General features: G+C 65.8%; 15 protein-coding genes. 9 read left to right on the plus strand and 6 right to left on the minus strand.

All coding sequences use genetic code 11. The annotated features are described in order from the left end of the window. Nucleotides 1–43 precede the first annotated feature (43 nt). The 3 genes from AC1DZT_RS18300 (at nucleotide 44) to AC1DZT_RS18310 (ending at nucleotide 2,553) form a co-directional block, all read left to right on the plus strand. Entirely contained in the window at nucleotides 44–1,045 is a 1,002-nt protein-coding gene (locus AC1DZT_RS18300) for a rhamnose ABC transporter substrate-binding protein (protein ID WP_478008086.1), read from the plus strand. Between the two features lie 69 nt (nucleotides 1,046–1,114). Further along, complete coding sequence (locus AC1DZT_RS18305; RefSeq protein ID WP_478008087.1) at nucleotides 1,115–1,891, plus strand: glutamine amidotransferase; 777 nt, start codon at nucleotides 1,115–1,117, stop codon at nucleotides 1,889–1,891. Then, complete coding sequence (locus AC1DZT_RS18310) at nucleotides 1,888–2,553, plus strand: nucleoside/nucleotide kinase family protein (protein ID WP_478008088.1); 666 nt, start codon at nucleotides 1,888–1,890, stop codon at nucleotides 2,551–2,553. The genes AC1DZT_RS18305 and AC1DZT_RS18310 overlap by 4 nt, the downstream gene beginning before the upstream one ends. 128 nt (nucleotides 2,554–2,681) lie before the next feature. Here AC1DZT_RS18310 and AC1DZT_RS18315 read toward each other — a convergent pair whose 3' ends face one another. The 6 genes from AC1DZT_RS18315 to AC1DZT_RS18340 form a co-directional block, all read right to left on the minus strand. Beyond that, nucleotides 2,682–3,563 carry a PfkB family carbohydrate kinase gene (locus AC1DZT_RS18315; protein ID WP_478008089.1) on the minus strand — a complete coding sequence of 294 codons (882 nt, stop codon included), beginning with the start codon at nucleotides 3,561–3,563 and terminating at the stop codon, nucleotides 2,682–2,684. Nucleotides 3,564–3,570: 7 nt separating this feature from the next. After that, the gene (locus tag AC1DZT_RS18320) at nucleotides 3,571–4,425 is read right to left on the minus strand and encodes a MurR/RpiR family transcriptional regulator (protein ID WP_478008090.1); all 855 of its coding nucleotides are present in this window, start codon (nucleotides 4,423–4,425) and stop codon (nucleotides 3,571–3,573) included. Nucleotides 4,426–4,434: 9 nt separating this feature from the next. Next, entirely contained in the window at nucleotides 4,435–5,385 is a 951-nt protein-coding gene (locus AC1DZT_RS18325; protein WP_478008091.1) for an ABC transporter permease, read from the minus strand. Nucleotides 5,386–5,392: 7 nt separating this feature from the next. Continuing rightward, nucleotides 5,393–6,868 carry a sugar ABC transporter ATP-binding protein gene (locus tag AC1DZT_RS18330; protein ID WP_478008092.1) on the minus strand — a complete coding sequence of 492 codons (1,476 nt, stop codon included), beginning with the start codon at nucleotides 6,866–6,868 and terminating at the stop codon, nucleotides 5,393–5,395. 61 nt (nucleotides 6,869–6,929) lie between these two features. Next, entirely contained in the window at nucleotides 6,930–7,973 is a 1,044-nt protein-coding gene (locus AC1DZT_RS18335) for a sugar ABC transporter substrate-binding protein (RefSeq protein ID WP_478008093.1), read from the minus strand. A 46-nt stretch (nucleotides 7,974–8,019) separates the two neighbouring features. Continuing rightward, nucleotides 8,020–9,015 (minus strand): sugar phosphate isomerase/epimerase family protein, encoded by a 996-nt coding sequence (locus tag AC1DZT_RS18340; protein ID WP_478008094.1) that lies wholly within the window; start codon nucleotides 9,013–9,015, stop codon nucleotides 8,020–8,022. A gap of 354 nt (nucleotides 9,016–9,369) precedes the next feature. On the opposite strand from AC1DZT_RS18340, the gene AC1DZT_RS18345 reads away from it, so the two are divergent. From AC1DZT_RS18345 to AC1DZT_RS18370, 6 genes are all read left to right on the plus strand, one after another. Then, complete coding sequence (locus AC1DZT_RS18345) at nucleotides 9,370–11,151, plus strand: sensor histidine kinase (protein ID WP_478008095.1); 1,782 nt, start codon at nucleotides 9,370–9,372, stop codon at nucleotides 11,149–11,151. Next, nucleotides 11,148–11,594: a response regulator gene (locus AC1DZT_RS18350; RefSeq protein WP_478008096.1), complete on the plus strand. Its 447-nt coding sequence runs from the start codon at nucleotides 11,148–11,150 to the stop codon at nucleotides 11,592–11,594. Before AC1DZT_RS18345 ends, AC1DZT_RS18350 begins: the two co-directional genes overlap by 4 nt. A 4-nt stretch (nucleotides 11,595–11,598) precedes the next feature. Next, the gene (locus AC1DZT_RS18355) at nucleotides 11,599–12,678 is read left to right on the plus strand and encodes a sensor histidine kinase (protein ID WP_478008097.1); all 1,080 of its coding nucleotides are present in this window, start codon (nucleotides 11,599–11,601) and stop codon (nucleotides 12,676–12,678) included. Nucleotides 12,679–12,774: 96 nt separating this feature from the next. Beyond that, the gene (locus tag AC1DZT_RS18360; protein ID WP_478008098.1) at nucleotides 12,775–13,824 is read left to right on the plus strand and encodes a saccharopine dehydrogenase; all 1,050 of its coding nucleotides are present in this window, start codon (nucleotides 12,775–12,777) and stop codon (nucleotides 13,822–13,824) included. Nucleotides 13,825–13,834: 10 nt separating this feature from the next. Beyond that, the gene (locus AC1DZT_RS18365) at nucleotides 13,835–14,977 is read left to right on the plus strand and encodes a saccharopine dehydrogenase family protein (protein WP_478008099.1); all 1,143 of its coding nucleotides are present in this window, start codon (nucleotides 13,835–13,837) and stop codon (nucleotides 14,975–14,977) included. Nucleotides 14,978–15,076: 99 nt separating this feature from the next. Further along, complete coding sequence (locus AC1DZT_RS18370) at nucleotides 15,077–16,798, plus strand: heparinase II/III family protein (protein WP_478008100.1); 1,722 nt, start codon at nucleotides 15,077–15,079, stop codon at nucleotides 16,796–16,798. Nucleotides 16,799–16,811: the final 13 nt, after the last annotated feature.

Genomic DNA, 16,811 nt, shown 5'->3' on the forward strand with positions numbered 1-16,811 from the left:
ATTCGGGGCCCTGCTTGGAAGCCCGAAATCAGTGGAGGAAACCATGAAATCGCTCAAGATTGCCCTGCTCACGTCTGCCGTGATGTTTGTTGCAGCCCCTTTCGCCTTTGCCCAGGAATGCGCAACCGCGCCGGTCAAGGTCGGCTTCCTGCCGAAGCTTGACACCGACCCCTATTTCCAGGTCGCCAAACAGGGCGCCGAAGAAGCCGCCAAGGAGATCGGCGGCGAGGTGATCCAGGTGGCGCCCTCGCAGGCCACCGCCGAAGCCCAGATCGAGTTCATCAACAGCCTCGTGTCGCAAAAGGTTGGCGTGATCGCGATTTCTGCCAATGATTCCAATGCCGTCGCCCCCGCGCTGAAGCGCGCCATCCAGCAGGGCGTCCGCGTCATCTCTTACGACTCGGACGTGGCGCATGATGCGCGGGCGGTCTTCGTCAACCAAGTCAAGGGCGACAGCCTGGCCGAGATGATGCTGGAAAGCGCCTTCGATCTGACCGGCGGCGAGGGCGAGTTTGCCATCCTCTCCTCGACCCCGACCGCGACCAACCAGAACGCCTGGATCGACTTCATGAAGGCCAAGATGGCTTCTGAGCCGAAATTCGCCAAGCTGAAGCTGGTGCAGGTCGCCTATGGCGAGGAAAGCGAGCAGGTCAACCAGCAGCAGGCGCTGGCGCTGGTCCAGGCCTTCCCCGACCTCAAGGCGATCATCGTGCCGGCCGGCATCGGCCTGCCCGCCGCCGCCCGCGCGCTCGAGGAAGCCGGCATGATGGGCAAGGTCAAGCTGACCGGCCTCGCCCCCGCCACGCTGATCGCGAAGTACATCTCGGACGGCTCGGCGCAGGATATCTGGTGGAATGTGACCGACCTTGGCTATCTGACCTATCAGACCGCCCAGGCGCTGGCGCAGTGCAAGATCACCGGCAAGGAGGGCGAGAAGTTCGCGGCCGGGCGTCTGGGCGATTACACCATCGGCAAGGATGGCGAGCTGGTCCTGGGGCCGGCCAAGATCGTCACCCCGGCGAACCTGAAAGAGTTCAAGTTCTGATGATGCGACCCGGAGGGGCTGGCCATGCCGGCCCCTCGATTTCAACCGAAGGAAAAGGGCTGGGCTTAGATGAAAGTGCTGCTGGCGGGCGAGACGTTTCTGGCCACCTCCACCGTTGCGGCGGGGGGTGATACGATCACCAGTGCCACCTGGTCGAATGGGGCGCTGGCCTTCAATGCGGCCCTGGCGGCGGCGGGAATTGCGGTGACGCAGATCGGCGGCGAGCATTGCGGCGCGGATTTTCCCCGCCGGATGGAGGAATTGGCCGCCTATGATGCGGTGATCCTGTCTGATGTCGGGGCCTTGACCCTTCTGGTCACCCCGGATGCCCGCAGCGGCAAGGTCGGCCCCAACCGTCTGGAATTGCTGAAAGACTTTGTCGCGGGCGGCGGTGGCCTGATGCTGGCGGGCGGCTATATGGGCTTTCAGGGCATGTTCGGCACCGCGCGCTTTGCCGATACCGCGGTGGAGGATGTTCTGCCGGTGCTGTGCCAGCCCTACAGCGACGGGCTGGAGGTGCCAGAGGGGCTTGCGGCCCAGGTGCTTGACTCGACCCACCCGATCCTGGCCGGCATCACGGAGCCGCTGCCGCCGATCCTCGGCCTCAACAAGCTGGCGTTTCGCGGCGACGAGGCTTCGACCCTGCTGGCGGTCTGCAACTATCGCGACAAGACCTGGCCCCTGCTTGCCACCCGCCGCCATGGCGCGGGCCGCAGCCTGATCTGGTCCACCGACATCGGCCCGCATTGGCTGTCGCAGGCCTTTCTGGCCTGGCCGCAGTACGGCACCCTGATGACCAATATCGTCACCTGGCTTTGCCGCAAGGATGGCGACGCACAGGCATGACAGCCAGGGTGAGCGCCACGGCCGGGGTCAGCCCGTGGTCGGACAATCCGGCAGCCGCGGCGCTGGTCGAGCGGCTCTTCGCCCTGAAGGGCCGCCGGATCGTCGCCATCGCCGGTGCGCCGGGCAGCGGCAAATCCGCGCTCAGCGACCATCTGGCGCGCGTGCTGAACCAGCGCCGCCCCGGTTTCGCAGCGATCGTGCCGATGGACGGGTTCCACTATGACGATGCGGTGCTGAAAGAGCGCGGCACCCTGCAACGCAAGGGCGCGCCCTTCACCTTTGACGTGGGCGGCATGGCCTCGCTTCTGGCGCGACTGAAGCAGAACACCGAGGCCGAGATCGCCGTGCCGGTCTTTGACCGCAGACTCGAAATCTCGCGCGCGGGAGGGCGGCTGATCGCGCAGGCGACGCCGCTGCTGCTGCTCGAGGGGAATTACCTGCTGCTGGATCAGCAGCCCTGGGCGCAGTTGCGGCCGCTTTACGACCTGACCATCTTTCTCAGCGTGGCCATGCCAGAGCTGGAACGGCGGCTGGTGCGGCGCTGGACCGAGCATGGGCTGGACCCCGCGGCGGCGCGAAAGCGGGCGCGCGACAACGATCTGGAAAACGCCAAATTGATCGTGGAGCACAGCCTGGCCGCGGATGTCACCCTGACCGAATAGCCGGGTCTTGCGGAAAAGACTTGTGTGCCGGCAAAGCGCAATCCCCGGCGCGTCTTGGCCGTCGTGGAGGCGGATCTCGTTTACACCGCAACCCTGCAACGGAATCTCAGGAAAACAAGCCCGCAGCCCTAAAGCCCGGCCACATGCCGGGCCGCGGCGGTGGAGGCGGCGCGGCAGGCCTGTTCCAGCCCGGCGCCACGGGCCAGCGCGGCGGCCAGGGTGCCGATGAAGGAATCGCCCGCGCCGTGGCTGCTGACCACCTCGACCTTTTCGGCGGGCAGTTGCAGGCTTTCGTCATGCGCGCCGAAGGCGGCCAGGCCCTTGCTGCCGGCGGTCACGATCACGGTTTCGAACTGATCGGCAAGCACCCTGGCGGCATCGGCGGCGCTGTGCAGACAGCAGACCTGTGCGGCGCCCATCATCTCGGCCTCGACCGCGTTGACCACCAGCACATCGACCAGACGGCGGAAAGCGGCGCCGAGGTCGCGGTAGGGGGCGGCGTTCAGCACGGTCGGGATCCCGCGCTGCCGGGCCTCGCTTGCGGCGGCGAGGTTGACGGCCTCGGGCACCTCGTTCTGCAGGACCAGCACCTTGACCCCCTGCCACAGCGCCGCATCCGCCAGGGTCGCGGGCACGATGTGCAGATTGGCGCCCGAGACGATGGTGGCGGCGTAATCGCCCGCGCCGTCCTGGATGGCCACGCTCATCCCCGAGCCGACACCGGGCACGGTCGCGATATGGCGGTCATCCACCGCGGCCTTGGTCAGGTTCGCCCGCAGGAAGGCGCCGAAATCATCGGCCCCCACGGCGCCGACCATCCGGCTTTGCACCCCCGCCTTGGCCGCCGCAGCCGCCTGATTGCCGCCCTTGCCGCCGAACTTCGGATACCAGCGGCTGCCGATCGCCGTTTCATCCTTGCGCGGCAGATGGTCGGCCTCGACCACGATGTCATAGTGCAGGCTTCCGACGGTCAGAACGATGGGCAGGTCGGTAGGCTGGGCGGTGGGCATGACATTCTCACAATCTGCGTTTGGACTGCACGGCGCGCATGGTGCGGTCAAGGTTGGTGTCGGCGGCCTTGCGGTTGCGCTGGGCCACGACGACGAAAAGGGCGTCGAGCAGGTTCAGCTGGGCGATCCGGGCCGTGGCATTCTCGCCCAGAAGGGGCGAGTTCTGCGCGGTGGAGCAGAGGACCACGTCGACCATCTTGGCCAGCGGGCTTTCGGGATAATTGGTGACGGCAATGGTGCGGGCGCCATTCCTGCGGGCCATCTCGGCCGCATCCAGCACCGCCGCGGTGGAGCCGGAATGCGAGAAGGCCACCGCCACGTCATCCGGCCCAAGCAGGGCCGCCGACATCATCATCATATGCGCATCGTCAAAGACCGAGGTGCGGATGCCGATGCGGAGGAACTTGTGGCTGACATCGCGGGCGATCTGCGCCGATCCGCCGAGGCCGTAGAAATCGCGCTGTCGGGCGCGGGCCAGATAGTCGGCGGCGCGCTCGAAAGCCTCCAGATCCAGGATGGCGAAGGTCTCCTCCAGCGCCTGCATCGCGGTGCGAAACACTTTCTGGACGATCTCGCCCGCCGTGTCGGCCGCCGCGATCTCGGCATGGAGGTTGGCGGAATCCAGACGGTAGTAATCGACCAGACCCTGGCGGAAATCGCGGAACCCGTCGAAGCCGAGCTTCTTGGCCACCTTGACCACCATCGCCTCGGAGACCGCGGATTTCAGGGCGATCTCGCGCAGGGGTGTGGTCTCGTCGATGTCCTTGCGGGCCAGGATGTCGGCGGCCACCTTGCCCTCCAAAGGCGTCAGGCTTGGCAGTTTCGTCCGGATTTGCGCCCCGATAGCCCGTGGATCACTCATGCATTGCCCCTATTTCCCACCACCCGCGCCCGATGCGAACTTGTCGATCAGCATGGCGACAATGATGATGATACCGGTGGCAAGCAATTGGTAGAAGGCCTGGACGTTCAGAAGTGTCAGGCCGTTGCGCAGCGTCCCCAGTATGATGCAGCCAATCAGCGTGCCGGGGATCGATCCGCGCCCGCCCATCAGGCTGGCGCCGCCGATCGCCGAGGCGGCAATCGCGTCAAGCTCCCAGAGCGTGCCCATGGTGGGTTCGGCGGCGCCGAGCCTTCCGATCAGGATCATGGCGGCGACCGCAGCCATGAAGCCCGAGATCATGTAGGCGCTGATCTTGGTCAGGACCACCGGCACGCCGGCGATGCGGGCGGCCTCGGGATTGCCGCCGACGGCCATGAAATACTCGCCCAGCGGGGTCTTGTTCAGGATCACCCAGGCCAGGACCGCCAGCGTGCCCACGATGAGGACGGGGGTCGGAACGCCGCCCAGCGTGCCATTGGTCAGGGCGCGGAAACTGTCCGGCAGGCCGAAGATCGGCTGGCCGCCGGTGTAGATCAGCGCCAGCGCGCGGTAAAGCGACAGGCCGCCCAGGGTGACGATGAAGGGCTGCAGCCCGCCCCAGGCGATCAGCGCGCCATTGACGAAGCCGCACGCCGCCCCGACCGCCAAAGCGCCCAGAAGCGCCAGCGGCACCGGCACCCCGGCCACCATCATCGCGGCCCCGAGGATGGCGGTCAGCGCCGCCACCGGCCCGACCGACAGGTCGATCCCGCCCGAGATGATGACCAGGGTCATCCCCAGCGCGATACAGGCGTTGATCGAGGATTGCTGCAGGATGTTCAGCAGGTTGGGCGCGGTCAGGAAAGTGGCGGACATCGAGGCGAACACCACCGAAATCAGGATCAGCCCGATCAGAGTGCCCGCATCACGGAAGCGGATGCTTTTGAAAAGTCCAGACATGGGAACCTCAGGTGGATGGGATGGCATGGCGGGCGATGTTCGCCTCGGTGATATGGCCCTGGCCCAGGGTGGCGCTGATGCGCCCCTCGCGCATGACCAGGACGCGGTCGGCCAGGCGGATGACCTCGGGCAGTTCGGAAGAGACGAAGAGGACGGCCTTGCCCTCCTTGGCCAGACGCTCGATCAGGTCGTAGATCTCGGCCTTGGCGCCCACGTCGATGCCGCGGGTCGGTTCGTCGAAGAGGAAGACCTCGGTTCCCGCCGCAAGCCAGCGCCCGATGATGGCCTTCTGCTGGTTGCCGCCGGAAAAGGCGCCGATCGGCTTGTTCACGTCGAAGGGGCGCAGGTTGACCTCGCGCATCAAGGCTTCGGACCGGGCCTTCAGGGCGGCCTTGCGGATCAGGCCAAAGCGCGAGAAGGCGCGCATGGCGGGCAGGCCGATGTTGCTAGTGACCGGGCGGTGCCGCACGATGCCGTCGCGCTTGCGCTCTTCGGGCACGAGGCCGAGACCGGCCTTGATGCGGGCGCGCGGGCCGGCGGCGATGATCTTGCCGTGGATCTCGACCTGGCCCGCATCGGCGGCATCCACCCCGGCGATCAGCCGCATCAGCTCGGTCCGGCCAGAGCCGACGAGGCCCGCGATGCCCAGAACCTCACCGGCGAGCAGTTGGAAACTCGCGTCCTTCACCGCCTCACCGCGGCCAAGGCCCGTGACCTTCAGGATGGCCCGGTCGGTGGCAAAGGAATGATGCGTGGCATGGGCCAGTTCGCGGCCCACCATCAGCTCGATCACCTGCGCGACCGGGGTGGCGGGGATCGGCACCCGGGTGATCAGGCGGCCGTCGCGCAGGATCGTGGCCGATTGGCAGACCCGGAACACCTCGTCCATCTTGTGGCTGACATAGATGATCGACACGCCCTGCGCCGAAAGCTTGGCGATCACCGCCACAAGCTTTTCGAACTCGGACGGGGTGAGGGAGGAGGTCGGCTCGTCCATCGCAATGATTTTCGCATTGGCGCGCAAGGCCTTGGCGATCTCGACGATCTGGCGCTGGGCAACGCGCAGGGTGCGGATCGGGGCCTTCACATCGATGCCGGGGTCGAGCGTCGCCAGAAGGCGCGCGGCCTCTGCCTCTTGCGCGGCGCAGGCGACGAAGGGGCCCTTGCGCAGGGCATGGCCAAGGAAGATGTTCTGCGCCACCGTCAGTTCAGGCACCTGTTGCAGTTCCTGATGGATCATCGCAATTCCCGCCGCGGTGGCATCGCGGGGCGAGGCGATGTGAACCGGGACGCCATCCACCTCGATCCGGCCCGCATCGGCCCGCAGGACGCCGGAGAGGATGTTCAGCATCGTCGATTTGCCGGCACCATTCTCGCCCAGCAGCCCGTGGACCTCGCCGGGCTGAACGGTCAGTGCAACGCCGTGCAGAACCTTGGTCGCGCCGAAGGACTTTTGCACGTCAGTCAGGGAAAGGCGGGTCATGATCTCATTCCATTGAAAAGGCCTGCCCGGGGGAGCGGTCCGGGCAGGCCAGAGGGTCAGATCACTTCAGCAGGGCGGCGCGCAGGGCGGCCATGTCGGTCGTGGCATAGGTCGCGAGGTTGTCCTTGGTGATCAGGGCTTGCGGCGTTGCCACCACGCGCGGCAGATCCTGCCCGGCCATCAGACGCAGCGAGACTTCCATCGCGATCTCGCCGGTCAGCACCGGAAAGCTGTCGACGGTGCCGGTCAGATCGCCGGCCTTGATCGCGGCATAGGCGTCCGAGATGCCGTCGGTGCCGAAGACCGCGACCTGGTCTTTCTTGCCGGCCGCCTTCACCGCCTCGACCACGCCAAGCGCCATGCCGTCGTTGTTGGCATAAAAGCCGATCAGGTCGGGGTATTGCTGCAGGATGGTGGTGGCGGCGTTGAAGGCCTCCTCACGGCTCCAGTTGGCGGGGACCGAGGCCACGACATCGAACTTGCCGGCGGCCTTGATGGTCTCGGTAAAGCCCGCGGTGCGCTGGCCAGCGGCGTAAACGCCGGGCTGGCCCTCGATCACGGCGACCTTGCCGCCATCCTTGCGGTTCTCGATGAACCATTTGGCGACGTTGACGCCGTTGCCCTTCTGCACGTTGCCGACATAATGCTCGGCCGTCGGGATCACCGCGTCATTGACGTTCAGCACCGGGATGCCGGCGGCCTTGGCCTTTTCCACCGCCGGGATCAGGTTGGCGTCGGTCTGGGGCGAGAAGAGCAGCGCCTTGAAGCCCTGGTTGATCAGGTCCTCGGCGATCGAAAGCTGCCCGAGCTGGTCGCCTTCGTTTGCGGCGGCCTGATAGACCAGCGTGATGCCCAGCTTGTCGGCGACATTCTGGTAACCCTGGCCCAGCGAGCGCCAGTATTCGTTGGTCAGCGTCTTGGAGACGCCGCCGACCTTGGTCCCGGCGGGGATGGCGGGCAGCGGGCCGAACTTGGCGTCCAGCTCGGACCAGTCCATCCGGTTCGGCTCGCTGTCCGAATTCAGCGGGGCGAGGTCGGCATGGGCCACGCCCATCGACAGGGCCACGGCACCGGCGACGAGGGCGCCTTTCAGAAAGTGTTGCATTTGGATCCTCCCTTTTTCAACACGACTTGATGGTATTCAGTAAAGTTCAGACGGCCAGCGCCCCTTTGGCCGCGGCAAGCCGCGCGATGTCCTGGGCGATCACCGGGTCCTGCGCCGATTGCGCATGGGCGAGGCGGTTGTCGCCCTCCATGGCGTGAACGCCGGCCAGAAGGCGGCGGACGGTGCGGATGTTGGCGGCGCATTCGGCCACCGGGTCCAGCCCGGAGGCGTCGGGGAAAGTGTCGAAGTAGATCGCACCGTCGAAACCCGCGCGGTGCACTTCGCGCAGCAATTCCAGCGTGGCGAATTCGTGGACCGAGGCAACCATCAACCCGTCATCGCGCTTGGCGTAGCCGTCGTTCAGATGCAGGCCGAGCAGTTTGCTCTTCCGCGCGATCAGGGCGGCGGCAAAGGCCGGCTGCTCGTCGGCGTAAAGCGAATGGGCGAAGTCGATGGTGACGCCGAGGTTGGCCGCCCCCACTTCGGCAATGGCCAGAAGCGTGGTCGAGGCATCGTTCAAAAGGCTGTAAGACCTTGGTTCATTGGGCTTATATTCGATGGAGATCATGCAGTCGCGGTCATGCGCGCAGACCTCGGCGATGCCGGCAATCTCGGCCTCCCACAGCGCGGTGTAGTCGCATTGGAAGGCATAGTCATAACCATCCTGGCCCAGCCAGAGCGTCATCATCGGCGCCCCCATCTCACGCGCCGCATCGATGCCACGCTTGGTCAGGTCGATCGCCTCGCGCCGGACCGCCGGGTCGGGGTTGGTGAAGGCGCCGCGCTTGTAGGCCGGATTGGTGTAGTAGCGCATCGCAAGCCCGCTGACCGAAAGGCCGGTGTCGCGCACCGCCTTGGCCACTTCGGCGGCGTTGGCGCCGACATGATCGGGGTAGTTGAGGTCAAGCTCCGAAAGCCCCTCGACCGTCGCGGCGCGCGCCACCATCTGCTGCAGCGAAGGTTTGCCCTGCTGGTTCGGCCAGTAGCTGGCGGCATTGGAGGCAAACGAATTGATCCGCGTGGCGAAGCGTTGTCCGAGCATGTGATTCTGTCCTCTAGCTTTACAAATAATCTATAAATCGTGAAGTAAGAAAGTAAAGCGGTTTTGGTGAAGATTTGACTTGAACATCCGCCGACGCGCTCGCATCCCGGCAGATGGCGGATCGAAGGACGCCTGCCGCTTGGCGATGTCACCTGGTGGCGGCGGCGAGGCCCGGGCATGAAGTCGTTTCAAATCAATTTGTTACGAGAAAATCCCGGTTCCGCGCCGGTCTCGCAGCGCGGTTAAACGCCTGTTCACCTTTGCTTGCCAGAGTGAGCGCGCAGAACCCGCACAGGGACCGGCCCCCTCCGGCCCTCTCCAGTATGGCTGTGCGGCGAGGAGAAATACCCGAAGATGCCGGTCCGCGGTCTTTTCCCAGCAAAACTTCAGGCCAGAATCGTCCTGGCCACGGTGGCTTTCGGTCTGATCCTCGGTTTGGCTCTTGCCAGCGCTGACGTCCTTCTGTCCCGGAACTTGCCGCATCAGGGCGATCTTGCCGCCCAGCCCACCATCGCGGCAGACAAGTTGCGCGCCGCCCATGATTTGATGGCGTCCGACGCGGTCCAGCTTTCGCGCAACGAAGCGGTGCAGAACCTTTTGAGCCCTCTGGCTGCAGAGGTGATAGTCCCGAAAGACCAGCCGGAGGGGCGCGACCGGCTCATCCTGACCCCGAACGACGTGGAAAGCGGCTTCATCATCATCCGCGCAGACTATCCCGGCGTGATCGGCCCGGTGGCGGAAGGCACACCCCTCAACGTTTCAACCAAAGAGGATGTTCTGGTCTCGCGCGGCAAGCTGCCGCAGGGCGCAGGCTCTCTCTGGTGGATGGTTCTGGTCGACATGGTTATCATCCTGATTGCCACGGCTGTCGCGGCCTTTACGGTCCACCGCCTGTTGCGGCCCTTGGGCGATCTTGTTCTGGCCGTGCAGGCGGGCCGGATCGACGATCTGCCCAGCCGCTATGGCCCAAGCACGCCGGAGGAGGTGCGAAGGCTCGCAATCTCCTTCAGCACTCTGGCCGACCAGATCTCGGAACAGATGAGCCGCGCCTCGGCGATCCTGGAAAACGTGCCGGACGGGATCGTGAAAGTGACCCCCGATGGGACGATCTGCCTGGCAAACAGCGCCATGGGCAGGATGTTCGGCTACCGGCCGGATGAATTGGTCGGGCAACCCCTGAACCGGCTGATGCCGGGGCTGTTTCCGGCGGAACAGGGGCACCACCTCAACACCGCCGCGCTGATCAACCGCGCGCCGCCGTCGCGCAACCGCAATGTCACCGGCCTGCGGCGGGATGGCGGCACCTTTCCGGTCGGGATCACCCTTGGCCACTTCATCGTCAGCGGCGAATTGCGCTTTGTCGGCGTGGTCAGCGACATCACCGAGCGCAGGCAGGCCGAACAGCGGACCGAAGCGGTGCTTCAGGCGCTGCGACGCTCGAACGAGGAGCTGGACGGCTTTGCCTATGTCGCCTCGCATGACCTGAAGGCACCGCTGCGTGTGATCGACAATGCCTCGAAATGGCTGGAGGAGGATCTGGCGCCCTTCCTCACCGATGACACCCGCGAAAGCCTGTCGCTGTTGCGCAATCGGGTCCGGCGGATGAACCGGTTGCTGGAGGATCTGCTGGCCCATTCGCGCATCGGCCGCTGCGAGGTGGCCACCACGGCGGTTTCGGGGGCGGATCTGATGCAGGATGTGCGCGACCTCGCTGGCCTGCCTGCGCCCTTCAAACTGGTGGTCGATCCGGCCATCGACGCCATCCATCTGCCGCGCATGCCGATCCGCAATGTCCTGCTGAACCTGATCACCAATGCCGCCAAACACCATGACCGGGCTTGCGGCACCATCTGGGTGCGGCTGGCCGATCTGGGCGAGAGCTATGAATTCGCGGTGGAGGATGACGGGCCGGGGATCGCGCCGGAATTTCACCAGAAGGTCTTCGGCATGTTCCAGACGCTCAGGCCCCGCGATGAGGTCGAGGGCAGCGGCATGGGCCTCGCCATGGTGCGCAAGAACATCGAGGTCATGGGCGGCACGATCACGCTCCACTCCGATGGCCGGCGCGGCAGCCTGTTCCGCTTCACCTGGCCCAAACAGCCTGAGGCCGCCCGGATGCGGGACTTTGCCGCATGAACCTTCGCGTCGAAAAGCCGGGGTCCAAACCGCTCAATCTGGTGCTTGTCGAGGATGACGACGGCGACGCCAAGGCGATCCGCCGCGCCTTCGACAGTGCCAAGGTCGCAAATCCGATCCTGCGCGCCAAGGACGGGCTGGCGGCGCTTGACCTCTTGCGCAGCGACAGGGTCGCAGCGCCCTATGTCCTTCTGGTCGACATCAACATGCCCCGGATGAACGGTCACGAATTTGTCGCGGCGCTGCGGGCGGATGCGGGCCTGCACCGCGCCATCGTCTTCATGCTGACCACCTCGCGCAGCCCGGATGACATCAACCTGGCGTATGACAACAATGTTGCCGGCTATCTTGTGAAGGACGAGGCCGGCAGCGACTTTCTGGCGATCATCCGGATGCTCGACGGCTTCTGGAACATCGTCGCAATGCCGGATCTTGGAAGGTGATCTGATGCAAGCCAAAGTCCTGACCGTGCTGCTTGTCGATGACGACGCGGGGGACCGCAAGCATCTGCGGCGCCTGATCCGCGGTGCCCCGACGCCCTTCGTCCTGGCCGAAGCCACCAGCCCTTCCGAGGCGGAAAGCTTCTCCGGCACCCCTGATTGCATCATCCTCGACCATCTGATGCCGGGGGGCACCGGGCTCGACTCGCTTGCCGCCTTGCGCAAGCGCTGGCCGCGGGCGGCGGTGGTCATGGCCACCGGGCAGGGAGACGAGGCCATCGCCAAGGATGCCATCCGCGGCGGTGCCATCGACTATATCGCAAAATCGCAGATCACGGTCGAGGCGATGGAACGCATCATCACGCATGGCATCGAACTCGCGACGACGCGGTCGCGGCTGGAGGAGCAAAGGCAGGAGCTGGAGCATTTCGCCCATACCCTCGCGCATGACCTGCGGGCGCCAATCCGCGCGATGGAGTTTCTGGCCGACTGCATCGTCGAAGATATTGCCGCCAACGAGATGGGCGAGGTGCGCCGCGGCGGTGACGACCTCAAGAAGGTCAGCGGCCGCGCCTCCAGCTTGATCGCCAGCCTGACGGAATATATCTGTCTGGACCGTCCCGCCGATTTCACCCGCTTTCCCGCGGCAGAGGCGGTGCAGGGGGCGCTGGCCAACCTCGCCTTGGAGTTGCGCGACAGGAACGCCGTGGTGCAGGTCGGGGACTTGCCAGCGATCCAGGGCAGTCTGGCGCAGATAACCCAGCTTTTTCAGAACCTTGTCGCCAATGCCATCAAGTTCTGCACCCATGGCGCCCCGCGGGTCGAGATTTCGGCAGGGCAGGACGCGGAAGGGTCCTGGGTCTTTTCGGTGCGCGACAACGGGATCGGCATCAGCCCCGAACATCGCGAAAAGATCTTCGGCGCCTTCCGGCGCCTCCATCGGGCCGAGGATTTCGCGGGTACCGGGCTTGGCCTTTCGACCTGTGCCAAGATCGCGGCGCGTCATGGCGGCCGCATCTGGTGTGACGGCGCGCCGGGCGGGGGCACCGTCTTTCATGTCACGTTGCCCGGCATCGCACCGCCGTAGCCAAGGCGTCACGCGCCTGCTCTCACCTCCCGCATGGTTTCGGGGACTGGTCCTGCGGCCTCAGTCTGATATGGAGGGGCAAAAGAGGAGAGCGCCATGGTGCATCTTTGGGTCCGCGCCGAACAGCGGCCGCATGAGGAACGTGTCGGCCTGACGCCCGAGGGGGCCGAGGCCCTGATCAAGGCCGGCATCCGCGTCACCGTCGAGGAAAGCCATGTCCGGGCCATCCCGATCGACGGCTATCTGCGGGCGGGTTGCGAGATCGTGGCCGAGAACCTTTGGCCCTTTGCCCCCGAAGACGCGATCATCTTCGGGCTGAAGGAACTGCCCGAGGATGGCACGCCCCTGACCCATCGCCACATCATGTTCGGCCATGCCTACAAGGGCCAACCGGCGGGGCAGGTGCTGCTTTCGCGCTTCAAGGCGGGCGGCGGCACGCTTTATGATCTGGAATATCTGGTGGGTGAAAACGGCCGCCGGGTTGCGGCCTTCGGCTATTGGGCGGGCTATGCGGGCGCCGCGGTCGCGCTGAAATGCTGGGCCGCACAGGCGCGGGGCGAGATCTGCGGGCCGGTCGCGGTCTATGCGGGCAAGACCGAACTTCTGGCCGATCTGAAGGCGGAGCTTTCGGGCCTCTCGCGCCCCGATGCGCTGATTATCGGCGCCCTGGGCCGGGTCGGCACCGGGGCCGCCGATCTTCTGGCCGCGATGGGGGCAGGGGTCACCAAATGGGACATGGCCGAGACCGCCTCGGGCGGGCCTTTCCCTGAGGTTTTGCAGCACGAGATCTTTCTCAACTGCATCCTCGCGCAGATGGGCTGCCCGGTCTTCGTGCCGGCCTCGGCCAAGACCGACGCCCGCCGTCTGACGGTGATCGGCGATATCGCCTGCGACCCGACCTCGGATTTCTCGCCGATCAAGGTCTATGACCGCGCCACCGACTGGGACGCCCCGGCGCTGCGGGTGGCCGAGCATCCGCCGCTGGACGTGACGGCGATCGACAATCTGCCCTCGCTGCTGCCGGTGGAATCCTCGCAGGATTACGCCGCCCAGCTTTTGCCCTCGCTTCTGACGCTGGCCCGCCTCGATGAAGGCGTCTGGGGCCGCGCCAAGGCGGAGTTTGACCGCCATCTCGCCTTTATCTGAGGAGAACGACATGACAATTCACTGGTGTGGCACGGGCCTGTCCTCGGCGCCGGGATTGCGGCGGCTGATCGAAGCGGGCCACAAGGTCGTGGTCTGGAACCGCACGGTCGAAAAGGCCATCGAGGCGGTGGGCGACCTTACGCAGGACATCCGCCCCTACGCGCTCGACGCGCTGACGGCGGCGCTGCAGCCGGGCGACATTGCGATTTCGATGCTGACAGTCGATCACCATGTGCCGATCGCGATGGCTTGCCTGGCCAAGGGGGCGCATTTCGTCTCCTCCTCCTATATCTCGCCCGAGATGCGGGCGCTGGACGAGGCGTTCCGCGCCAAGGGTCTGGTTTCCATCAACGAATGCGGGCTGGACCCGGGCATCGACCATCTGATGGCGCATGATCTGGTGGCGCGCTACCGCGCCTCTAAAGGTTATGACGCGCAGAATGTGCTGAGCTTCGTCTCCTACTGCGGCGGCGTGCCGAAGATCCCGAACCCCTTCCGCTACAAGTTCAGCTGGGCGCCTCTGGGCGTGTTGAAGGCGCTGCGCTCGCCCTCGCGGTCCTTGCGCAATTTCAGCGAGTTGCGGGTGGCGCGGCCCTGGGATGCGATCACCTCTTACGACGCGCCCCTGCCGATTCCGGAAAGCTTCGAGGTCTATCCCAACCGTGACAGCTATCCTTTCATGGAGGATTACCGCTTCGACAAGGACTGGCAGGTCAAGGACTTTGTCCGCGGCACCATCCGTCTGAACGGCTGGGCCGAGGCCTGGACCCCGGTCTTCCGCGAGATCGAGACGCTGGAAGGCTCGGCCGGCGAAGCGCGGCTGGCCGAAATGGCGGCGGAGTTCGTCAAGGAGAACTCCTATGCGCCGGGCGAGCCGGACCGGGTGATCCTGTTCGTCTCCCTCAAGGCTGAACGCGAGGGGCGGATCGTCTTCCACGAGACCTGGGCGATGGATGCCTGGGGCGATGCGCGCGGCACGGCGATGGCGCGGCTGGTGTCCTCGCCGGTCTCCTTCGCGGTGGAATCGCTCCTGGCACATGAGATCCCGGTCGGCGTCCATGCCGCCCCGCATGATGCCAAGCTGATCGCCAAGTGGTTGGGGCAAGTGCGCGGTCTGGCACAATATATGGAACGGATCGACCACATCGCCTGAATCCGCCATAGCCCTCCGCCTTGGATGACAGGGCGGGGGGCTTTCGCTATGCTCGGATCGAAATGACCCAGAAACGGGCAAGAGGCAGGGCAGATCAGCATGGCCGAGGGCCGCGAACAGACGCGCACATCAGGCGGGTGGCGTGACCGCTGGCTGCTTTGGCGGGCGCGCAAGGCGCATGTGGCCAGGGATTTCCTCAGCCAGCCCGAACCGCGCACCATCGGGCTTTATGCCCGGGGCAAGCAGCTGGTCGTGGGCAATTTCATCTCGGGCGCGACGGTGGTCGAAAGCCCCGGCGTGGCGATCTGGGATGTGCCCTTTGCCGACCCCGCGCTGCGCCATGAGGTGCATGGCTTTGCCTGGCTGGAGGATCTGGCCGCGCTGGGCGACGCAAGGGCTCAGGACAGGGCGCAGGACTGGACCTTCGACTGGATCGCCCGTTTCGGCGCGGGGCGGGGCGCGGGCTGGCAGCCGGATCTGATCGGCCGCCGCCTGATCCGCTGGATCAACCATGCGCCGATGCTGTTGCAGGACACCGCCGCCGACAAGACCCCCACCCTTTTGGCGAGCCTGTCGACCCAGCTGCATTTTCTGGCCCAGCGATGGAAGACCGCCACGCCCGGCCTGCCGCGGATCGAGGCGCTGACCGGTCAGATCATCGCCGCCCTGGTGCTGGAGGGCATGGAGCCGCATGTCGAGCCGGCCCAGCGGGGGCTTGCGGCCGAGGTGGAAACCGAGATCGACATGGGCGGCGGCATCGCCAGTCGCAACCCCGAGGAATTGCTGGAGATTTTCACCCTTTTGACCTGGGCCCAACAGGCGCTGGGCGAAGCGGGGCGGATGGCCACGGCGGAACACCAGCAGGCGATCGAACGGGTGGCCCCGGTGCTGCGCGCGCTCCGCCATGCCGATGGCGGCCTTGCCCGCTTTCACGGCGGCGGGCGGGGCGCCGAGGGGCGGCTCGATGCGGCGCTGGCCCATGCCGGGGTGCGGCCGATGCCCTCTGCCGGGATGGCGATGGGCTTTGCAAGGCTGACCGGCGGGCGGACCACGATCATCCTCGACGCCGAACCGCCGCCGCTTGGGCCACTGGCCCATGCTTCGACCAATGGGTTCGAGCTGACCTCGGGCCGGCGCCCGGTGGTGGTGTCCTGCGGGTCGGGTCTGGCCTTCGGGCAGGAGTGGCGGCAGGCGGGGCGGGCCACGGCCTCGCATTCGACGCTGGCGATCGAGGGCTATTCCTCCTCGCGCCTCGGGCGCAGCGGGGCGGGGGAGTTTGCCGAACGCGCCGATGTCACCACCCTGCGCGTCCTGCCGGGCGAGAATGGTGCGGGCGTCCATATCGCGCAGGACGGCTGGTCGAAGACCCATGGGTTGAGCCATATCCGCGACCTGATGCTGACCAATGACGGCCGTCACCTGAAAGGCATCGACCGTCTGGCCGCGATCAACGCCACCGAAAAGCGCCGCTTTGAACGGGTGATGACGACCAGCCGCGAGCAGGGCGTCAAGTTTGCCGTCCGTTTTCACATCCATCCCGATGTCGAAACCCGGCTGGACATGGGCGGCACGGCCGTCTCGCTCGCGCTCAAAAGCGGCGAGATCTGGGTGTTTCGCCATGACGGCCATGCGAAACTTGCCCTCGAACCCTCCATCTACCTAGAAAAGACCCGATTGCGCCCGCGCGAAAGCCTGCAAATCGTGCTTTCCGGCCTTGCGCAGGATTTCGACACCGAGTTGGGGTGGACCTTGGCCAAGGCACAGGATACTCCGCTGGCCATCCGCGATCTGGAGCGGGAAGATCCCGCCAGCCAGATCTGACATCCAGCGAGGG

The organism is Rhodobacter sp. P1_C2 (assembly GCF_056406375.1).